This window comes from Ralstonia sp. 25mfcol4.1, assembly GCF_900104095.1.
GTDB lineage: Bacteria > Pseudomonadota > Gammaproteobacteria > Burkholderiales > Burkholderiaceae > Cupriavidus.
This window is the reverse complement of the sequence record NZ_FNJO01000007.1, coordinates 212,750-232,779: the sequence shown is the minus strand read 5'-3', so window position 1 is coordinate 232,779 and position 20,030 is coordinate 212,750. Positions and strand designations below refer to the sequence as shown.

The window sequence follows — 20,030 nt, the reverse complement described above, 5'->3', positions numbered from 1 at the left end:
CCTCAAGGTCTTCAGACGACGAAGATCGACGAACCGGTGGTCTTGCGCGACTCCAGGTCGCGATGGGCCTGCACCGCGTCTTCCAGCGCATAACGCTGGTTGATCTCGATGCGGATGCGGCCCGACCCCACGTGGTCGAACAGCTCGCCTGCCAGTTCGGCCTTCTCGGCCGGGTCGGCAATGTAGTCGGCCAGCGCCGGACGCGTCACGTAGACCGAGCCCTTCATCGCCAGGAGCACCGGGTCGAACGGCGGGATCGGGCCCGAGGCCGTCCCCACGCATACCAGCAGGCCACGGCGCTTGAGCGAATCCAGCGATGCCATGAAGGTGCTCTTGCCCACGCTGTCGAACACCACGTTGGCGCCCACGCCGTCGGTCAGTTCGCGTACCCGCGCCGCCACGTCCTCGTGGCTGTAGTTGATGATGTGCTGGCAGCCGTGGGCCCGCGCGATCTCGCCCTTCTCTTCGGTCGATACCGTGCCGATCACGTTCAGCCCCAGCAGGCGCGCCCACTGCGAGACGATCAGCCCGACGCCGCCGGCCGCCGCGTGCAACAGGATCGTGTCGCCCTTGCGGAAGGTGTGGATGCGGCGCATCAGGTAAGCCGACGTCAGGCCGCGCATGGTCATGGCGGCGGCCGTCTCGAAGCCGATGCTTTCCGGCAGGCGGATCAGCGGCGCGGCCGGCACCAGGCGCTCGGTGCTGTAGGCACCCAGGGTGTTCAGGAAGCCGGTGTACGTCACACGGTCGCCCACGGCCACATTGGTCACACCGGCGCCCACCGCCTGCACCACGCCCGACGCTTCCACGCCCATGCCCGCGGGCAGCGGCACCGGGTAGGTGCCATTGCGGAAGTACGTGTCGGCGTAGTTGAGCCCCACCGCCACGTGGCGGATGCGGACCTGACCCGGACCCGGGTCGCCTACCTCGACGTCTTCGTAGCGAAGCACCTCGGGTCCGCCGGTTTCATACATACGCACTGCCTTGGCCATGGGAATCGTCTCCTGAGTTTGGGGGCGGCACCACTTGCGCCGCCATGCCCTCAATGTAGGAGTCGGAGGCTTCGGCTGCTTTGCAGCGCAATCCGGACACTTTGCATTTCATGCCATCGCCGCCTATCATCGCGCCAACGACGCGTCATGGCACCCTGCATGTGACGCGCGCAAAACGACATCGGGAGACTCGCTTGAAAACCCTGGTACGCGCTGCGGTGATGACCAATTTCTTCGACGTCGCGAATGGCCTCGGCGTCAATCCGCTGCCGCTGCTGCGCACGGCCCGCCTGAGCCAGGCGCTGCTGGCCGACCCGGAGCAGCGCATTCCGGTGCAGGCCTGCGCCACGCTGCTCGAAGCCGCTGCGGAAGCCACCAGCTGCCCCACGTTCGGCCTGCGCATGGCGGAGTCGCGGCAGTTGTCGGACTTTGGCTTGATGAGCTTGCTGATCAGCCAGCAACCCACGTTGCGCGACGCGCTGGAAACCATCATCCGCTACCGGCATCTGGTCAACGAATCGGTGGCCATCCTGCTGGAAGCGTCCGACAAGATCGTGCTGATCCGGCAGGAAGTGGTGCTCGAAGCGCCCTCGCGCCAGGCCACTGAACTGGCGCTGGGCGTGGTATTCCGGCTGTGCCGCGCACTGCTGGGGCCGCAATGGCATCCGCAAAGCGTGAATTTCACGCACGCGGCGCCGCCGGACCTGCAGGTGCATCGGCGCCTGTTCGGCTGCCCGCTGGAGTTCGGCAGCGAGTTTAACGGCATCGTCTGCCTGGCGGCCGACCTGGACACGCCGAACCCGACCGGCAACCCCGCCATGGCGCGCCACGCGGAGCGCGTGGTGGAATCGCTGCCGCGCGTGAACGACGCGTCGGTCGGGCGCGAGGTACGCAATGCCGTCTACCTGATGTTGCCGATGGGGCGCGCCACCAGCGAAGCCGTGGCGCAGGGGCTGGGCATGAGCCTGCGCACCATGCAACGCCAGCTCGACGCCTCCGGCGAGACTTTCTCGGACATCGTCAATGGCGTGCGGCGCGACCTGGCGCAGCGATACGTCGCCAACCCCGACTATTCCCTGCTGCGGGTGTCGGAACTGCTGGGCTACGGGTCGGCCGCGGCGTTCACCCGCTGGTTCTCCGCACAGTTCGGCGAGGCGCCGATCGTCTGGCGGCGACGGCACGCCAACTCGCGCTGACGGAGACGGAGGGTCTCTCATGCTGCCCTTGCGGCACGGGACGGCTGCGTCTAGGCTAAGGAAACGTCACTGCGCGTCACTACGCGTCACTACGCCACCCGAACATCCCGAAGCATCAGCTATGTATGCCACACCAACCTGAGGTCCAACGCGGAGCCCGCATGCCGAACGCCATGAAGTCGTTGCAGTGCGTGATCGCCGCCTCCGGCGCGCTGAGCATCAGTCTGGGCGCGATGCCCGCGCAGGCGCAGCAAATGCCGAGTTCGGGTGCCGCGGCCATCTCCGATGCGGTACGTGAAGGCGGCAACCCCTACCGGCCTCCTTCGGCACCGACCGCGAGTCCGGCCGACGCCAAACGCGAACGCTGCGACGCGCTGTTGCAGGAGCTGAGCGGTACGTCGAAGCAGCGCGCCTACACGTCGCCCGGCACGGCCACCCAAAGTGCGCAGGGCCGTGCCGTTCCCAAGCTTGAGCGCGACGATTCGCGCAAGCAGCTGGAAGAAACCTACCGCGCCAACTGCACCTGATCACAAACCGCGATCGATGGCCCCTGCGTCATGACGGCCCCGCCTCCCGCAGGCGGGCCATCTGGCTCTTGACCACGTCAAGTACCGCGGCCGTCATCAGCGCCGTGGACAGGCCGAACATCAGGATGCCCAGCGCCGATTCGATCGGCCCGAGCATGCGCCAGCGGGGCGACATCACGATATCGCCGTAGCCCAGGGTGGCGAAGTTCACCGCCGAGTGATACAGCGCCGCCCCGAGCGTGTCGAACTCGCCCAGCACCATGAACAGCCCCGCCCACACCACCATCTGCGCGAAGTTGCAGAACAGCGTCAGCAGCATCACGGACGTCAGCAGCACGGCGTCCATCCACAGCGGTTCGCGCCCCTGCCACTTGTTCTGGAACCTCGCATAGCGCCGCAGGCACAGTGCCACGGCCCCGCACTGCAGCAGCAGGCAAAGCAGCATCACGGGAGCGGCAACCAGCAGGTGCAATTGCATGACGGTCTCCCTCAGCTTACGCGGGCACCGGCGCGGCGCGCCGGTCCAGCAGTGCGATCATCAGCCAGGCGTACAGCGACACGCCGACAAACAGCCCCATGCGCACCATGAACGCCTGGTAGACATCCTTGCCCGCCGCGCTGTCCGCCACGGACTGCCCCAGCAGGATGATCATCGTGACAAGGCTGTTCAGCCAGAAGCCTGGCGACATGCGCCCCGGCCGCAGCCGGAACAGCCGGCGCGCCACCCATAGCCCGAACAGCAGCATCCAGAGAAAGAACATCCAGATGTGGACGAACAGCCCCAACGCCAGCCAGCACAGAATGGCCAGTGCCCCGCCCATCAGCGTGGAGCCCACCAGTTCCAGCGCCGCACCCCGCGCCGTCGTGCTGCAGCTTTGCCGCCCCAGGCTGACCGCCTTCATGATGATGGGCAGGTACGCGGCCGGGTCCGCCATCGCCAGCAGGAACGGCGGCATCACCACCAGCGTGGCGCGCAGGGCCATGGCATCCGCATCCCCGGGGGCGACGCTGGGCTTCTGCGGCATGCGCAGGCCGCCCGGTTCGGGAATCAGCTGGTAGCAGATACCCAGCATCAGCACCGCGCACAGCAGGCCGCGCACCAGCGCGCCGATCACGGTCAGCGCCAGCGCGCTGTTGGCGGTGCCCGCCGCCGAAATCAGCGTGACGCCCGCTACCAGGAACGTCGACACGAGATTGTTGCCGCCCCGCAAACCATGGCGAAATGCCAGAAACAGGCACAGGCCCGCCATCAGTACGCCGGTCAGCGGCGCATGGCGCAGGAACGGCACCAGCAGCATGCCGCTGCCGGTCGTCAGCATGACCACCAGCGCCAGGCCCACGCCTGCCTTGAACGGCAACGGACGGTCCAACGTCGCAAACAGGAAGACGGCCAGCACCGGCGCCATCACGGGCACCGCCCACTGCATGCCGAAGCTCACGGCCAGGCAGGCCGCCGTGCCCAGCGCCAGCCGCAAGGCACGGCGCGCCAGCATCGCGCGCATGGCCAACGCGGCGGCGTCAGTAGACATACGAGACCCAGCTCATGAAGCGCAGGAACGCACGGCCCAGCAGGTTCAGCGGATTGCCTTCGGTCGGAAATGCCATCACCTCGGCCTGTCCGCCCACGCGCACGCCGCGCAACGTGGACAGCTGCCCCGGGTCGATGTCGACGATCACCGGGAATCGCTGTGCGGGACGCAGCCAGTCGCGGCTGTTCTGGATCGTCGGCAGCGTGCCGGGCGGCGTACTCTGACCCGCGCTGATGCCATAGCCGATGCTGCGCACCTTGCCCGTGAGCACGGTGCCCGGCAGCGCGTCCAGCACGATGCGCACCGGCGAGCCGGGGACCAGATGACCCAGGTTGTTCTCGGTCATGTCGGCGCTTATCCAGACATCGTGGATGGCGATCAACGTCATCAACGGCGCGCCCGCCGCCGCGTACTGGCCCGCCTCGGTGCGCAGGTCCGTAATCAGGCCGGCCGTACGCGCCCGTACCTGCGCGTTGGCCAGGTCCAGCTCGGCCTTGTCGACGGCGGCGGCAGCGCTGCGAAGCTTGGCGTTGTCGTCATCGCTGCCGCCCTGCTGCTCGCGCGCACGCTCCACCTCGGCACGTGCCGCGGCAACCTGGCTGATGGCCTGCGTATGCGTGGCCCGCGCCACTTCCAGGCGGCGTACCGACACGGTGCCCGGATCCTCGCGATACAGCCGCTCCAGCCGCTCGCTGTCCTGCTGGGCCTTGAGTTCGTTGGCCTGCGCGGCGCGCAGCGACGCCCGGGCCGAATCGATGCCGGCGGTATTGGCGCCGATACCGCGCCGCGTGGTTTCCAGGTCGGCCCGAGCGCGGTCCAGCGCGATCTTGTAGTGCTGCGGATCGACATCGAACAGCACGGTGCCGGCCGTCACGTTCTGGTTGTTCTGCACGTAGACGCGCGTCACACGGCCCGGCACTTCGGAGGCCACCGGAATCACGAACGCCTGCACGCGCGCCTGCTGGGTGTAAGGCGTGAAGCGGTCGGCCAGCAGATACCACGCCAGGCTCAGCACGATCAGCGCCACCACCCAGCGCAGCGCCTTGTGCGACGGATCGGCCGCGGCCTCCTTGACAGGCGGTGCGAGGGTGCCGCCACCCTCGGCCGGCTTGTCGGCGGCGCGCTTGTCGTCGAGGGTGGAGTCGCCAGTGCGCGTATCGTTCATGGGCGTGCGCTCCCCTTCTGCGCCGGAAGGCTGGCCGCCGGCGGCGGCGACACTTCGTCGATCAGCCCACCCCAGTTGATGCGCTGCTGCATCTGGGTCCGCGTGCCGGCGTCAAGCAGCGGCGCCGTGGTGTCCCAGCCGCCCCCAAGTGCCTTGTAGAGCCCGATCAGGTAGTTCACGGCGTTGCCTCGATTCACCAGATATGCGTCCTGCTGGGCGAACAGCGCGCGCTGTGCGTCAAGCACGCGCTGGAAATCCGAATATCCTTCGCGGAACACCGTGTTCGCCAGCGAAAGCGACCGCTCGGCCGACTGGGCCGCCTGGCCCAGGATGCGCTCGCGCTGCAGCGCCTTGTCCAGCCCGCTGGCCGCATCGTCGGCTTCGCGCGCGGCCTGCCGAACCGCCGCCTGATAGTCGACGATCAACTGCTGCAGCCGCGCATCCTGTACGCGCACGTTGTTCACGATGCGGCCGTAGTCGAAGATGTTCCAGCGCACGCTGGGCCCGCCCACCAGCAGCAGGCCGTTCTGGGTGCCGGGCAGCGACGCCGCTGTCCAGCCGATGCTGCCCATCAGCGTGACGGCCGGATACAGGTCGGCCTTCGCCACGCCGATCAGCGCGGACTGGGCCGCGATGCGAAATTCGGCCGCACGGATGTCCGCCCGGCGCAACAGCAGGTTGGCCGGTACATCCTGCAGCACAGCGCGATCGATCAATGGCAGCACGCCCTCTCGCTCGGGAGCCTCCGCCAGTTCAGGCAGCGGACCCGGTGGCCGGCCCAGCAGCAGTACCAGCGCGTTGCGTGCCTGCCCGATCTGGTTTTCCAGTTCCGGAATGCTGCTCAACGTGCCCAGGTACTGGGTACGCGCCTGCTGGAAGTCCAGTTCGTCGCTCTCGCCGCCCTTGAACAACCGTTCCGTGATCTCGAAGCTCCGCTTCTGCAGCCGGGCGTTGTCGCGCGCAATGCGCAGCCGGGCCTCGGCCGTGCGTACGGCGAAGTACGTCGTGGCCAGCTGGGCATGCAGCAACACCAGCACCGACTCGCGATTGGCCTGGGCGGCAAAGTACCCGGCATCGGCCGATTCGATGGCGCGCGCAAAACGACCCCAGAAATCAAGCTCCCAGCCGACATCCACGCCCGCGCTGTATTCCCAGAGCCGCGCGCTCTGCGCCGTGGGACCGGACTGGCGGCTGTGGACATACATGGCCGACGCGCTGGCCTGCTGCATCTGCGGATAGCGGCCCGCGAGCGCAATGCCCAACTGCGCGCGCGCTTCCATCACGCGCAGGCCGGCAATCCGCACATCGGCATTGCCGGCGTCGGCTTCCGCCATCAGCGTTTCGAGTACCGGGTCGCCAAACACCTGCCACCATTGGCGCAGGTCCGGCGTCGCCTGCTGAACGCTGGCCTGCTCGATGGCATCGCTGCGCCACGTGGCGGTCCATGGCTCGGGCTGCGGCTGGAAATCGGGCCCCACCCGCGCGCATCCGCCAAGCACGGCGGCCAGGGCCAGCCAGGCACGGGCGGATGCAGCCACGGTTATCCCCTGGTGATGTCTGCACCGGTGATGTCGGGCACGCTGCGCGGCGCTTCGGTTTCCACCTCGATACGCGGCGGCGGATCTTCCACCCATTGCCAGAACAGCTGATAGCCCACCGCCAGCACGATTGGGCCGATGAACAGGCCGATCACGCCCCCGGTGACCATGCCGCCCAGCGCGCCGATCAGGATGACCGGCATCGGCACGTCCACGCCTCGCCCCAGCAGCAATGGCTTGAGCACATTGTCCGACAGCCCCGCGATGAACACGTAGATCGCAAAGACGATGTTGGCGCCGGAAGCACCCTCGGCCGCGAAAACCAGCACGATCACCGGCACCGTGATCAGCGTGGCAGGCAACTGCATGATGCCCAGCAGCAGCACGGCCAGCGCCAGCAGCCCCGCGCCCGGCACGCCCTTGATGATGAACGCGACGCCGATCAGCAGCATCTGGATGAAGGCGATGCCCACCACGCCCTGGGCCACCGCGCGCACGGTCGCCGTGCACAGCGCCGTGATGCGCGGCCCGCGTTCCGGGCTGGTGAGACGCGTGGCGATCTGCTCCGCGCTGCGCGTGCCCAGTTCGCCATAGGCCATGATGATCCCGGCGATGATCAGCGCACCGACGAAGACCAACAGCCCCACGCCCACGCCACCCATGGCCCCCAGCAGGCCCAGGCTGGCCGTCTTGATCTGCGGCCCCAGCTTCTGGATCAGGCCGCCCGCATCAGTGGATGCCATCTGCCAGGCGTCATGGAGCCGCTGTCCGATCACGGGCCAGCCGGCCACCGTCTCGGGCGGCGGCGGGATCGTGAATTCGCCGGTCTTGGCGATTGCCATGGCATGCTCGACCGATTCGATCAGCGCAATGCCCAGCAGGTAGGTCGGAACCATCACCACGGCGATCACCAGCACGATGATCAGCGTGGCGGTGCGCCCTTCGCCGTCAAAGACCTTGCCACGCAACCGCACCTGCAGCGGATACATCGTGATGGCAAGGATCACCGACCACAGCAGCAGGTTCATGAACGGCTTGAAGATCTGGAAGCAGAAGACCGAGAGCAGCGCGATCAGGCCAAAGCGGATCAGCGAGTCGATCAGCGTGCGCGACGCGGTCGCGCTGGAATACGGGGCTTGCAGCATGGGATGACCTCCCTTGTGCGGCGGATTGCGAGCGGGACAGCGGGCACGCCATCAGGCGACCTGGCGCCGGCGCGCGATCAGGAACACGACGGCACCGACGGCGAACAGCACCACGCAGCCGATCAGCCAGTCGCGGGCGAGCACGTTCACCAGGTAGCGTGGCGGGTCGCTGCCAGTCCGGAACATCTGCACCTCCAGGCCGCGCATTGCCAGCCTGAACAGGTTCAGTTTGTCCGGCATCTGTCCGCTGGGATCGCTGAAGAAGATGCCCACCACGGCCAGCCACAGCGCCCCCGCCATCAACACGACACCGCATTTATGCATGATGGCAAACTCGAACAGGTTCTCCAGTTAGAGTCAGCCAAGCACCGGCGCAAAGCAATTGGTCCTTGGGCCAAGCATTGGACCAAGGTCCATTGCCAAAGCCCGACCCAGTGTCCAGATTGATACTCGGGGGAGAGTATCCCCATCAAGACTCCGGGAGCTGACATGGCAAAACAGGCACGGCGCGCCGAAAGCGAGGCGGGGGCCAGCACCGAACTGGGCCGCAAGGACTATGACGAGGCGCTGGCCGGGCTGCATGTGGAACTGGTGCACATGCAGAACTGGATCAAGGCCAGCGGCACCAAGGTATGCATCGTTTTCGAGGGACGGGACGGCGCCGGCAAGGGCGGCACCATCAAGGCCATCACCGAGCGGGTCAGCCCGCGCGTGTTCCGGGTGGTGGCGCTGCCCGCACCCACGGAGCGCGAGAAGAGCCAGATGTACATGCAACGGTACATCCCCCATCTGCCCGCCGCCGGCGAAGTGGTGATCTTCGACCGCAGCTGGTACAACCGGGCCGGCGTGGAACGCGTGATGGGCTTTGCCAGCGAAGAACAGGTGGATGCGTTCCTGCGTGCCGTGCCGCTGATGGAACGCGCCATCGTCGGGTCCAACGTGCTGCTGCTGAAATACTGGCTCGAAGTCACGCCCGAAGAGCAGACGCGCCGGCTGCAATCGCGCATCGAGGACGGGCGCAAGACCTGGAAGCTGACGGACATGGACCTGAAGTCGTACAGCCGCTGGTATGACTACTCCCGCGCCCGGGACGCGATGTTCGCGGCCTCGGATACCGACTTTGCCCCGTGGCATGTGGTGCGCTCCGACAACAAGCGGCGCGCGCGGCTGAACATCATCAGCCATCTGCTCGCCTCCGTGCCGTACGAGCACGTCAAGAGCAAGAAGGTCACGCTGCCGGCGCGCCAGAAGGCGGGCAACTACAAGGCACCCGACTATCCGTACCGCTACATCCCCGAGAAGTTCTGAGCCCACCGCCGTGCGGCGGTGGGGCCAGGTCCGCCGCCGGGCGGCGCGCGGTCAGTCCTTGATCATCGTCTTCTTCCAGTCGCCGTCCGATTGCTGGCAATACCAGCCTGTCCAGCGTTCCGGCTGCCGGCCCGGCTGACGCAGTTCGCTGCGCACCTTGCGGCAACGCTGCCCGTTCTCCGTACGCGTCTTGAGCGGCGTGAACGTGCCATCGGTGGCTTTGCTCTTGGCGTTGCTGGTGCTGGCGTCCAGGTGGAACGGCACGCTGGCACCGTCATCGGAGTCGGTCAGCGCCTTGCCGAATGTGGTGCGCAACGCCGCCACCTGGTCCTTGTCCAGGGTGCCGATGATGGTGCCGCTGAGGAAGTGATCGTAATACGCATGCGCTGGCCAGGCCAGGCCCAGCAGCGCGGCCGCGCACAGGCCGTGCCATTTCGCAGTGAGCATCGAGGCTGCCTCCTTCACTCCTTGCCGGACTGGATCGGGAATGCCGTTACTTCGCGGCGCCCGGTGTGACAGATACCGCGACTGCCTCAGTATAGACAGCCTGCACGCGGTCCCCCTTCTTCACGGCCTTCATCTGCTCGGGGTCTTCCACCAGCAGATCCACCGTGTGGCCACGGGGCCCCTTGACCGTGACGATGTTCTTTTCCTTGTCGACCTTGACAACCTGTGCCACCACGGTTACCTCGCGCCCGAGCCGGCCACCCGGCTTGGCGCCGGGTTCGGAACGCTCCGAAATCTCGCGTTCCTGCATGGTGGACGCCCCGCTGCCCTTCTTCAGGCTTACGGTCAGGGCCTCGGTGTACTCGACGGCAACCTTGTCGCCCACGCGCAACTGGTCGAAGTTGCGCGCCTCGTCGCCCACGGTCATGTCCACCACCTTGCCGGCCTGGGTCTTGAGCGTGACCTTGCGCGACGCCGCGTCGATGGCGGTGATGGTGGCGTTGACCTTGGCCGTGCCGGTGGCCGTGGTCTGCCCGGGCGACCGTTGCACGTCCGTCTTCACGTCCGGCTGGGCGTACGACGCTGCCGACAGGCTCAGCAGCACTGCAGCTGTAATGGCGACTCGCTTGAACATATGACCTCCTTGGTTATTGGATCGTGTAACCGCGCCCCTGCATGCAGGCCGAATAGGCGCGGTAGTAGGTATTCATGGCTCCCGACTGCTGCGATTGCGCATTGGCCTGCGCATTGCGCTGGTTCTGCCTTGCCCGGTGACCGCCCGCCATCGTGCCCACGGCCGCACCGGCCGCGGCGCCCTTGCCGGCATCGCCCGCAATGGCGCCCACCACCGCGCCCCCCGCAGCGCCGCGCGCCGCACCGCCCACCCGTTCGCCGCCCCCTACGGCGGGGCCGCTGGGCGCGGGCGGGGGCGCGGCGGCCACCTGCGCCGGATCGATGCCGGTGTTCGACTTGGCCCACGAGTAGCAGTAACCGTCATCCTCCTGCTGCTTGGCCTGGCTTTGTCCCTTGGCCGGATAGGCGATCGGTTTCGATTGCGCGAGGGCGCCGGCGCTGAGGCCAACCAAAACGGTGGCGGCTAGCAGCGCGGCCGGAATGCTGGATCTGGACATGAATCACTCCTTGGCGGGGCTGGCCGGCTGGTTGACGCTGGCCTGGGGTGCGCCGTCGACGGGCCAGCCGCCGCCCAGCGCCTTGTAGAGCTGGACCAGTTGGCCGAACTCCGTGCCGCGCAACGTCGATTGTTCGAGTTGCGCGGAAAACAGCGAACGCTCGGAATCGAGCACTTCCAGGTAACTGGTGTAGCCGCCTTCGTATCGGTCGCGCGCCAGCAGCGCGTAGCGCGACAACGCATCCACCTGGTCGTTCTTGGCCAGGAGCTGGCTGCGCGTGTACTGCACGCCAGCCAGCGCATCGGCCACCTCGCGGAACGCGGTCTGCACCGCCTGCTGGTAGCCGTAGAGCGCCTGCTTCTGGCGTGCCTCGGCCTGCTTCACGTCACCGGCAATCGCACCGGCGGTGAAGATCGGCACGCTGATCAGGCCACCGTACGACCACGCCCTGGATGAACCCACCCACAGCCCGGACAGCGCGGTGCTGGCCGCGCCGAACATGCCGGTCAGCGAGATCGTCGGGAAATACTGCGCGCGCGCGGCGCCGATCTGCGCGTTGGCCGCCACCAGCGATTGTTCGGCCTGCAGAAGATCCGGGCGCTGTTCCAGCAGCGACGACGGCAATCCCACCGGCACCACCGGAAGAATCAGCTCGTCGATCGACTTGCCACGCGGCATGGCACGCGGGTTGTCGCCAACCAGCACGGCCAGCAGGTCTTCCTGCTGCGCCACCAGCTGCCGGAACTGCTCGACCGAAGCCTGCGCCGACGCATACTCGGAGCGCGACTGCGCATACTCGACCTCCGACACCACGCCACCCTGGAACCGTTCGCGGAACACCTGCAGCGCGCCCTCGCGGCTGGCCAGCGTGTCCTGCGCGATGCGCAGGCGGTTGTCGAGATCGCGCAACGTGATGTAGCCGCTGGCCACCGCCGCCACCACGCTGATCTCGGTGCTGCGGCGCGCCTGTTCGGAAGCCGCCCAATCCGCCCGGGCCGCTTCGGTCATCCGCCGGATGCGCCCGAACAGGTCGATCTCCCACGACGCGTAGACGTCGGCCTTGACCGAGTTGAACGGGTTGTCGATGGGCAGCACGGTGCCGCCGCTGGTGCTGATGCGCTGCCGCCCGCCGCCCGCCTCTGCCCCCACCTGTGGGAACAGGCCGGCCCGCGTGGTCATCACGCGTCCGTAGTATTCCTCTACGCGCGCCGTGGCAATCAGCACGTCGTAGTTGTGCGCGCGCGCCGCGGCGATCAGGTCGTCGAGCACCGGATCACCGATCTGCGACCACCAGTATTGCGTGGTGACCACGTCGGCCGCCTGCGGCGTTTCGGGCGCGAAGCGGTAGGTCTCCGGCACGGCCACGTCCGGCCGCACGTAGTCGGGTCCGACGGTACAGCCGCCGGCCAGCAGCGTCATCGCCGCCAGCCCCGGCACCAGGGCTCGCGCCCGCAAGCCGCGATGGCTCATAGCGTGCCTCCGGTGGGCGCGGCGGGGTCGGCGCCTGGCCCGGCATCCTTCTCGGCCTGCTTGGCGAGCTTCTTCTTGCTCTCGCGCTCCAGCCCCCAGAAGAACATCGGGATAAAGAAGATGGCGATCACCGTGGCGCCAAGCATCCCACCGATCACGCCCGTGCCCAGCGACTGGCGGCTGGCCGCCGACGCACCGCTTGCGATGGCCAGCGGGATGCAGCCGAGGATGAACGCCAGCGACGTCATGATGATCGGGCGCAGCCGCATCTTGGACGCCTTGACCGCCGCGTCATACGGGCTGAGTCCCTCCTTGACACGCATCTCCACCGCGAATTCGAAGATCAGGATGGCATTCTTGGCGGCCAGGGCGATCAGCACCGTCAGGCCGATCTGGAAGTACACATCGTTTTCCATGCCCCGCACCAGGATGCCCACCAGCGCGCCGAACAGCGCGAACGGCACGGCCAGCAGCACCCCGATCGGCAGCGACCATTTCTCGTACTGCGCCGCCAGGATCAGGAACACCATCAGCAATGCGAACGCGAACACCATCGCCGCCGTGGACCCGGCCTTCTTTTCCTCATAGGCCTGACCGCTCCACGCATAGCTGTAGCCTAGGCCCAGCACCTCGGCCGCCACCTCCTCCATGGCCTGCAGCGCCTGGCCCGAGCTGTACCCCGGCGCGGCGTCACCGGTGATCTTGGCCGCCGGGAAGTTGTTGAAGCGCGTCACCAGATCGGCGCCGGCCACATAACGCGCCGTGGTCACGGCCTTGATCGGCACCATTTCGTTGCGTGAATTGCGCACGTAGACCTTGTCGATATCCTCGGGCTTCGACCGGTACTCCGGTTCGGCCTGCAGGATCACCTGGAACAGCCGGCTGTTTTTCGGGAACTGGCTCACGTACAACGACCCAAACATCGTCTGCAGCGCGGAATACACCTGCTCCACGGGCACGCCCTGTGTTTCGGCGCGCTCGCGGTCGAGGTCGACCAGCAATTGCCGCGACCGCGTGTTGATCGTCGTGCTCACGCCGCGCAGTTCCGGCCGCTGCCGGGCCTTGGCAATGAACGCCCGCGTGCGTTCCTCAAGCTGCTGGTAGGTACCGTCGCCGGTGCTCTGCAGCCAGAACTCGAAGCCGCCCGTGGTGCCGAGCCCCGGTATCGACGGCGGATTCACGGGAATCACCAGCCCTTCCCGATAGGTCGAAAACTCCTTGTTGGCCTGCGCGATCAGGTCAGCCGCGCTTTCGCCCTTGCCGCGCTCATGGAAGCCCTTCAGCGTGATGAACAGCGTGCCGGCGTTCGACTTGTTCTGCGAATCGATCAGGCTGTAGCCGTCGGGCACCGCCACCGATTTCACCGCCGGCTGCTTCTCGAACCACTCGGCAGCCCGCTTCGATACCGCGCCGGTGCGGTCCAGGCTGGCCGCGTCGGGCATGATGACCGCGCCGAGCAGATAGCCCTGGTCCTCCACCGGCAGGAACGATGACGGAATGCGCATGAACATCAGCACGGCGGCCACGATCAGCGCGATGACGATGCCCACCGAGATCGCCGTGCGCCGGATCACGGCCTGCACGGTCGAGCCATAGCCTTCCACCAGCCGGTCGAAACTGCGGTTGAACCAGCGGAAGAACCGGTTCTTCTCGTGGCTGCCCGGCTTGAGCAGGATGGCCGCCAGCGCCGGCGACAGCGTCAGCGCCACCACCCCGGACAGCAGCACCGATACCGCCAGCGTGATGGCGAACTGCTTGTATAGCTGGCCCGTGATGCCCGACAGGAACGCCACCGGGATGAACACCGCCAGCAGCACCAGCACGATGGCGATCACCGGGCCGCCCACTTCGTCCATGGCGGCCTTGGCGGCCTCCTTGGGCGGCATGTGGAACTCCATCATGTTGCGTTCGACGTTCTCGATCACGACGATGGCATCGTCCACCACGATGCCGATGGCCAGCACCATCCCGAACAGCGTGAGCATGTTCACCGAGAAGCCGAACGCGGCCATGGCGGTGAACGTACCGATGATCGACACCGGCACCGCCAGGATCGGCACCAGCGTGGCGCGGAAACTCTGCAGGAACAGGTACACCACCAGAATCACCAGGATCACCGCGTCGCGCAAGGTGTGGACCACCTCGTTGATCGATTCATGCACGAACTCGGTGGTGTCGAGCGCGATCTCGTATTCCAGCCCCGGCGGAAACGTCTTCTTGGCTTCCTCCAGCGCCTTGCGGACCTGGCCGGCCACTGCCAGCGCATTGGCGCCCGGCTGCTGGTACACGGCCAGCAGCGTGGCCGTCTTGCCCTTGTAGCGGCTGCGCAGCGAGTAGTCCTTCGAACCCAGCTCGGCCCGGCCGACATCCTTGAGCCGCACCAGCGCGGCGTCGCCCGATGCCGCGCGCAGGATGATGTTCTCGAACTCGGCCGGCTCGGTCATGCGGCCCTTGGTGGTCACCGGGAACGTCTGCTTGACCGGCTCCGACGTGGGCGAACTGCCGATGCGGCCCGCCGAGAACTGCTCGTTCTGGTTGGCCACGGCGTTCTTGACATCCTCGGCCGTGATGCCCAGCTGGGCCATGCGGTCCGGCTTGAGCCAGATGCGCATCGCGTAGTCCGGCGTGCCGAAGATGGACGACTGGTTGGCACCCGGGATGCGCTTGAGCGAATCGAGGATGTAGATGCTGGTGTAGTTGTCGACGAAGGTTTGCGGGTAGCTGTTGTCAGGCGAATAGACGGCAATCACCATCATGAACGCCTGCGAACGCTTTTCCACGGTCACGCCCTGCTTGGTCACGGCGTCGGGCAGGGTCGGCAGGGCCAGGTTGACCCGATTTTGCACGTCAACCTGCGCCAGTGCCGGATCGGTGCCGATCTCGAAGTACGTGGTCAGCGTGATATTGCCCGTGGACGAACTGGTGGACGACATGTACAGCATGTTGTCCGCGCCGTTCACCTGCTGCTCGATGGGCGCCGCCACATTCTGCGCCACCACTTCCGAGCTGGCGCCCGGATACGTGGTCGACACCGTGATGCTGGGTGGCGTGATGTCGGGAAACTGCGCGATAGGCAGGTTGAACAGCGCCACCATCCCGCCCACCACGATGATGATCGACAGCACCGACGCAAAGATCGGCCGGTCGATGAAGAAGTGGGACAGTTTCATGACGCGGCACCCTTGCCGGCTTCCGCCGCACCGGGGGCGCCCGGCGCCGCTGGCCGCGCGGGCGGCGCCGACGGCGGCACCGGTGACGGCCCGTCGCTGGCCGGGCGCGGCGCAGCCGCCACCGGCTTGACCGGCGCGCCCGGCGCGAGGCGTATCGCACCATCGACGATGACGGTATCGCCCTCGCGCAGGCCCGAACGGACCACCCAGTTGCCCTGCGACCATTCGCCCACGTCGATCACGCGCGACTCGGCCTTGTTCTCCTTGCCCACCAGCCAGACGGACTGGCCGCGCTGGCCCTGCACGACGGCTTCCTGCGGCACGGTGATGGCCTTGGTACGCACCGCGCCGATCAGCCTCACGCGCACGAACTGCCCCGGCCGCAGCATGCCCTTGGTGTTCGGCATTTCGGCGCGGATCAGGTAGGTGCCGGTCTCGGAGTTGAACGACGCATCGGCGAAGGCGATACGCCCGCGCTGCGGATACGTGGTGCCGTCGGCCAGCACGATCTCGACCTCCATCGCGCCGCGCTCGGGCATGCGGAGCGTGCCGGACGCGGTCTGCGACTGGTATTGCAGCACCTCGTTCTCGGACAGGCTGAAGTTGATCCAGATCGGATCGAGCTTGGCCACATAGGTGAGCAGGCTGTTGGTGGCGTCGATGTAGGACCCCACCTGCTTCTTGGCGTAGCTGGACAGGCCATCCACCGGCGACGTGATGGTCGTGTAGCCGAGATTCAGTTTGGCGTTGGTGACGTTGGCCCTGGCCGCTTCCACGGCGGCGGCGGCGGCCTGTTCCTGCCCGGTGGCTTCATCGAGGTCCTTCTGGCTCAACGCGTTCTTGGCAGCCAGCGGCTTGACGCGTGCCAGGTTGGACCGCGCGGTGGTCAGCCGGGCCTGCTGCTGGGCCAGTTCGGCCTGCGCCGCATCGAGCGCGGCCTGGAACGGCTTCTGGTCCATGCGGAACATGACCTGGCCGGCCTTGACCATCGAGCCCTCGGTATAGAGGCGCTGCTCCAGGAAGCCGCTCACCCGGGCCCGGATTTCCACCTGCTGCGAACTCTGCGTTTCACCCACGAACTCGTAGGTGAGGGGCACGTCGTGCAGCGTCACCTTGACCACGCCCACTTCGGCCGCCGGCGGTGCCGCCGGCGCCTTGGCCTCCTGCTTGTGGCAGCCGGTCACCGCCAGTGCGGCCAGGACCAGCAATGCCCACCGACCGCGCTTGGATACCAGACCGCTTGCCATCGTCGTATCTCCTGCCCGCGCCGGCCGTGGGCCACGCGAGACTTTTGCGATTACCTGAAGTGTTCGCGCAGGATCAGCGCATTGATCTTGTGGCCATTCCAGAACACGCCGTGGATACGCGGTACGAGCTGTTGCAGCGCGCCCATGTCCACCGTCCGGAACGTCAGCGTCATCGACGGACGCGTGCCATCGCCCTCCTGCCGTTCGATCTCGTCTGCCGCCGGAAAGCCATAGCGGCCAAGGAATTCCTTGACCTGCTCCTCCGTGGTGTCCGGGTGGAGGTTGGAAATCATCAGTAGCGACATTTGCCGGTCCTCCTGTTCGGCCCGCGAAACACGCGTATGGCAGGGTGCCTGCCGCGTGCCCTGATAAGAGTGTGCCTGTTGCGGCCTGAATGACAATTGGACCAAGGACCAAAGGCATGGGGCTAAGGCATCACGCTACGTACCAGATCCACCAGCTGCGCGGCGTCGAAAGGCTTGCGCAGATAGCCGACGGCGCCGGCCGCCAATGCCTTGTCACGTGCCTCGGGCACCTCGTGCGCGGTGATGAAGATCAGGGGCAGGTCCAGGCCGGCCAGTTGCTGCTGCACTTCCAGCCCGTCAATCCCGGGCATGCAGACATCGAGGATCACGCAGAACGGCCGATAGCTCGCCTTGCCGTGGATGCGGGAAAGAAAATCGGCGCCGCTGGTGAAGGTGTCGACGGTGATCCCCGCGGCACGCAATAGCCGCGACGTGGACCGCGCCACCGACGCGTCGTCGTCGACAACCACCACGAAGTTTCCCGTCGCACCCATTTGCACGTTGCGCAGCCGATCGTAAGCACGTACTGATTAGGCTACGAGACACGCGCGGCGGGCGATATTGGCCCATGGTCCAGCGGGCATGCAGGATTTTCGCCGGACCGGCGCGGGAATGGCCCTGGGATGGTATCGGGGAGCGCGCCGCGGGATTGCGCCCCCGGGCTGACGAACCGTGTTCAGGCGGCCGGATCCGCCACCATGCCCATGCGGTCGGCAATGCGGACCAATGCCGGCAGGGAATCCACTTCGAGCTTCTGCATGACGTGGGCGCGATGAACCTTGATGGTTTTCTCCACCGTGCCAAGCCGGTTGGCCACCTGCTTGTTGCGGAAGCCCGTGACGATCCACGCCAGCACCTCGCGCTCGCGCGGCGTCAGGCGGTCGATCTTCTTTTTCAGGTCGCGCAATTCGCTGGCCTGTGCAAACAGTCGCGTGGCACAGTCGCAGCCCTTGCTGACCGCAGCCAGCAATTGCACGTCGGATACCGGCTTTTGCAGGAAGTCGATGGCGCCCGCCTGCATCGTCAGTACCGCGCTGGCCACGTCGGCATGTCCGGTCAGGATGATGACCGGAATCCGGCTGCACAGCGCCTGCTGCAGGTCGATGCCGCTGATGTCGGGCAGCTGCAGGTCCAGCAGCATGCAGCCAGGAGCGGTGTCCAGATCGGCTTCTTCCAGGAACTGGCTGGCTGACGCAAACCCGGCAGTCAGGTAGCCATGCGCGCCCAGCACACGGCCCAGCGCGCGGCGAACGCTATCGTCATCGTCAACGATGTAGAGGGTGGTCCTGGTAGCGAGCATGGAGTCCTACCTCCGGGAAAATGCAGTCCTGAACCGGGCCGCAACGACCGCAGGGCCGCGATGATGCGCCGTGGCCGAGGCGGGAAGTTCGGTGCGCAGCAGGCATTCGAACGTCATGCCCCTGTCGCTGTTTCGGATGGCGCGCAGCCGGCCGCCATTGCGTTCCATGAGCGCGCGGCTGAACGACAGGCCCAGGCCCATGCCCTTGGGCTTAGAGGAAAAGAACGGGCGGAAGATCTTGTCGAGGTCGCCCTCGGCGACGCCGCAGCCGTTGTCGCGGACGGTCAGCTTCAGCACGCCGTCCTGCGCGGACGCGCCGACCGATACCTTGCGCGCGCCACGGGCGTGCGCTGCCTCGACGGCATCCAGCGCATTGACCAGAAGGTTCAGCAGCACGAGCTGGATCTCCATCGGATCGCCCACGGCGCGCGGCAATTCGCCATCCGCCGTGCCATCCACGGTCACCTCGCGCGCCCGGGCTTCGTCGCGCACCAGTTCCAGCGCACGCGCGATCACCTCGCCAATCTGGAACGGCACCAGGTGAGGGGCCTCGCCGCGGATCAGCGCCCGCACGCCCTTGACGATATCGCTGGCGCGCGAGGCGTCGCTGACGATGTCATCGAGGATTTCGCGGATCTCGCCCTGATCCGGCGTGCCCGACATCAGGTACTCGCGCGCGGCCTGGGCGTTGCTGGTAATGGCGGTCAGCGGCTGATTGAGTTCGTGCGCCAGCGACCCAGCCAGTTCGACCATGCCGGGGCGGCTGGCGATGTCGGAGAACGGACTGGTATCGATCACGCGCAGGGTATCGCTACGGCGCCTCGGCGCGGCGCGCGGGCGCGGCAGCACGCCCGTCGCCAGCGCGACGGACGCCCCCAGCAGCAGGATCGTGACCCATCTCATGGTCGGACGCGCACGCTCAGATATCGAGCTTGCTGATCTTGGTGCCTTCGAGCGACAGGTTGGCCATCAGCCCGGCGTTGGTCAGCACGAATCCGACGATGGGCGCGCGGGCCGTGTTGGTGTCGATCTGCCCGTTCGCGCCGATGGTCGCCAGCGCAACCGATCCGTCCACGCCGGCCGTCCAGCCGCTGCTGGCCTGGAACGCCTGCAATGCGGCGTCGGTCATGAACATCAGGATGAGCGCCTTGGACTGTGCGCCGGCCAGGAAACCGAACGATGCGGTCGTGGTGCGGTAATAGCCCACCGGCGCATTGGCCACCCGGAGCGACCCCTCGCCATACTCGGCACCGACGATAAAGCCGGCGGCCAGGATCTTGGGAAAGACCAGTATGCCCTTTGCCTGCTGCGACAGCGCCTGCGCCGAACTGGCGGACGCGAACAGCTTGCTCATGGTGCCGTCCACGCCGGCATCGATCTCACGCCGCTTGGCCACGGCATCGCTGCCAGACATGTTGGTGGTACAGGCAAATAAAGCCGGTGCCAATGCCAGTGAAGGCAGGCTCATGAACAACCGTCGATTCATCATGGTCTCCCAAACAGAACGGGGAGCAAGCCAGGGCGAGCGGGCCCTACAACGGCCAGCGGCGAGTTGCGTGCC

At 66.8% G+C, this 20,030-nt stretch carries 21 protein-coding genes; 3 read left to right on the top strand and 18 right to left on the bottom strand.

Annotated features, from left to right (window positions below):
* Nucleotides 1-11: 11 nt before the first annotated feature.
* Entirely contained in the window at nucleotides 12-992 is a 981-nt protein-coding gene (locus BLQ58_RS14825; RefSeq protein ID WP_092599222.1) for a quinone oxidoreductase family protein, read from the bottom strand.
* 194 nt (nucleotides 993-1,186) lie between these two features.
* Between BLQ58_RS14825 and BLQ58_RS14820 the strand changes: the two genes are divergently transcribed.
* Together BLQ58_RS14820 and BLQ58_RS14815 are read left to right on the top strand one after the other, a co-directional pair.
* On the top strand, nucleotides 1,187-2,188 hold the full coding sequence (locus tag BLQ58_RS14820; RefSeq protein WP_217636007.1) for an AraC family transcriptional regulator: 1,002 nt from the start codon (nucleotides 1,187-1,189) through the stop codon (nucleotides 2,186-2,188).
* 161 nt (nucleotides 2,189-2,349) lie between these two features.
* On the top strand, nucleotides 2,350-2,715 hold the full coding sequence (locus BLQ58_RS14815; RefSeq protein WP_092599219.1) for a hypothetical protein: 366 nt from the start codon (nucleotides 2,350-2,352) through the stop codon (nucleotides 2,713-2,715).
* A gap of 28 nt (nucleotides 2,716-2,743) precedes the next feature.
* Here the strand turns inward: BLQ58_RS14815 and BLQ58_RS14810 are convergent, their stop codons facing one another.
* From BLQ58_RS14810 to BLQ58_RS14785, 6 genes are read right to left on the bottom strand one after another with little or no spacing between them, the layout of a single operon-like run.
* Entirely contained in the window at nucleotides 2,744-3,193 is a 450-nt protein-coding gene (locus BLQ58_RS14810; RefSeq protein WP_092599216.1) for an ion channel, read from the bottom strand.
* A 16-nt stretch (nucleotides 3,194-3,209) separates the two neighbouring features.
* Nucleotides 3,210-4,244: a DUF2955 domain-containing protein gene (locus BLQ58_RS14805; protein ID WP_092599213.1), complete on the bottom strand. Its 1,035-nt coding sequence runs from the start codon at nucleotides 4,242-4,244 to the stop codon at nucleotides 3,210-3,212.
* Nucleotides 4,234-5,409, bottom strand: a complete 1,176-nt coding sequence (locus BLQ58_RS14800; RefSeq protein WP_092599209.1) for an HlyD family secretion protein — start codon at nucleotides 5,407-5,409, stop codon at nucleotides 4,234-4,236. Before BLQ58_RS14800 ends, BLQ58_RS14805 begins: the two co-directional genes overlap by 11 nt.
* Entirely contained in the window at nucleotides 5,406-6,947 is a 1,542-nt protein-coding gene (locus tag BLQ58_RS14795) for an efflux transporter outer membrane subunit (RefSeq protein WP_254775954.1), read from the bottom strand. Before BLQ58_RS14795 ends, BLQ58_RS14800 begins: the two co-directional genes overlap by 4 nt.
* A gap of 2 nt (nucleotides 6,948-6,949) precedes the next feature.
* Entirely contained in the window at nucleotides 6,950-8,092 is a 1,143-nt protein-coding gene (locus BLQ58_RS14790) for an AI-2E family transporter (RefSeq protein WP_092599203.1), read from the bottom strand.
* Between the two features lie 51 nt (nucleotides 8,093-8,143).
* Complete coding sequence (locus BLQ58_RS14785; RefSeq protein ID WP_254775953.1) at nucleotides 8,144-8,416, bottom strand: hypothetical protein; 273 nt, start codon at nucleotides 8,414-8,416, stop codon at nucleotides 8,144-8,146.
* A gap of 165 nt (nucleotides 8,417-8,581) precedes the next feature.
* Here BLQ58_RS14785 and ppk2 point away from each other — a divergent pair, with 165 nt between their 5' ends.
* Complete coding sequence (gene ppk2 / locus BLQ58_RS14780; RefSeq protein WP_092599200.1) at nucleotides 8,582-9,400, top strand: polyphosphate kinase 2; 819 nt, start codon at nucleotides 8,582-8,584, stop codon at nucleotides 9,398-9,400.
* Nucleotides 9,401-9,451: 51 nt separating this feature from the next.
* On the opposite strand, the gene BLQ58_RS14775 is transcribed toward ppk2, so the two are convergent.
* The 11 genes from BLQ58_RS14775 to BLQ58_RS14725 form a co-directional block, all read right to left on the bottom strand.
* A complete protein-coding gene (locus BLQ58_RS14775) occupies nucleotides 9,452-9,847 on the bottom strand; it encodes a hypothetical protein (RefSeq protein ID WP_092599197.1) in 396 nt (131 codons plus the stop codon).
* 46 nt (nucleotides 9,848-9,893) lie between these two features.
* Nucleotides 9,894-10,481, bottom strand: a complete 588-nt coding sequence (locus BLQ58_RS14770) for a hypothetical protein (protein WP_092599194.1) — start codon at nucleotides 10,479-10,481, stop codon at nucleotides 9,894-9,896.
* A 13-nt stretch (nucleotides 10,482-10,494) separates the two neighbouring features.
* Entirely contained in the window at nucleotides 10,495-10,977 is a 483-nt protein-coding gene (locus tag BLQ58_RS14765; protein ID WP_092599191.1) for a glycine zipper family protein, read from the bottom strand.
* A gap of 3 nt (nucleotides 10,978-10,980) precedes the next feature.
* Nucleotides 10,981-12,447 (bottom strand): efflux transporter outer membrane subunit, encoded by a 1,467-nt coding sequence (locus BLQ58_RS14760; protein ID WP_254775952.1) that lies wholly within the window; start codon nucleotides 12,445-12,447, stop codon nucleotides 10,981-10,983.
* The gene (locus BLQ58_RS14755) at nucleotides 12,444-15,617 is read right to left on the bottom strand and encodes an efflux RND transporter permease subunit (RefSeq protein WP_092599188.1); all 3,174 of its coding nucleotides are present in this window, start codon (nucleotides 15,615-15,617) and stop codon (nucleotides 12,444-12,446) included. The genes BLQ58_RS14760 and BLQ58_RS14755 overlap by 4 nt, the downstream gene beginning before the upstream one ends.
* Entirely contained in the window at nucleotides 15,614-16,864 is a 1,251-nt protein-coding gene (locus BLQ58_RS14750) for an efflux RND transporter periplasmic adaptor subunit (RefSeq protein ID WP_092599185.1), read from the bottom strand. Before BLQ58_RS14750 ends, BLQ58_RS14755 begins: the two co-directional genes overlap by 4 nt.
* A gap of 50 nt (nucleotides 16,865-16,914) precedes the next feature.
* The gene (locus BLQ58_RS14745; protein WP_092599182.1) at nucleotides 16,915-17,169 is read right to left on the bottom strand and encodes an RNA recognition motif domain-containing protein; all 255 of its coding nucleotides are present in this window, start codon (nucleotides 17,167-17,169) and stop codon (nucleotides 16,915-16,917) included.
* A gap of 122 nt (nucleotides 17,170-17,291) precedes the next feature.
* Nucleotides 17,292-17,663 (bottom strand): response regulator transcription factor, encoded by a 372-nt coding sequence (locus BLQ58_RS14740; RefSeq protein WP_092599179.1) that lies wholly within the window; start codon nucleotides 17,661-17,663, stop codon nucleotides 17,292-17,294.
* A 182-nt stretch (nucleotides 17,664-17,845) separates the two neighbouring features.
* A complete protein-coding gene (locus BLQ58_RS14735; protein WP_092599176.1) occupies nucleotides 17,846-18,469 on the bottom strand; it encodes a response regulator transcription factor in 624 nt (207 codons plus the stop codon).
* Between the two features lie 6 nt (nucleotides 18,470-18,475).
* A complete protein-coding gene (locus BLQ58_RS14730) occupies nucleotides 18,476-19,372 on the bottom strand; it encodes a sensor histidine kinase (protein ID WP_092599173.1) in 897 nt (298 codons plus the stop codon).
* 16 nt (nucleotides 19,373-19,388) lie between these two features.
* The gene (locus BLQ58_RS14725) at nucleotides 19,389-19,955 is read right to left on the bottom strand and encodes a BPSL1445 family SYLF domain-containing lipoprotein (RefSeq protein WP_092599170.1); all 567 of its coding nucleotides are present in this window, start codon (nucleotides 19,953-19,955) and stop codon (nucleotides 19,389-19,391) included.
* Nucleotides 19,956-20,030: the final 75 nt, after the last annotated feature.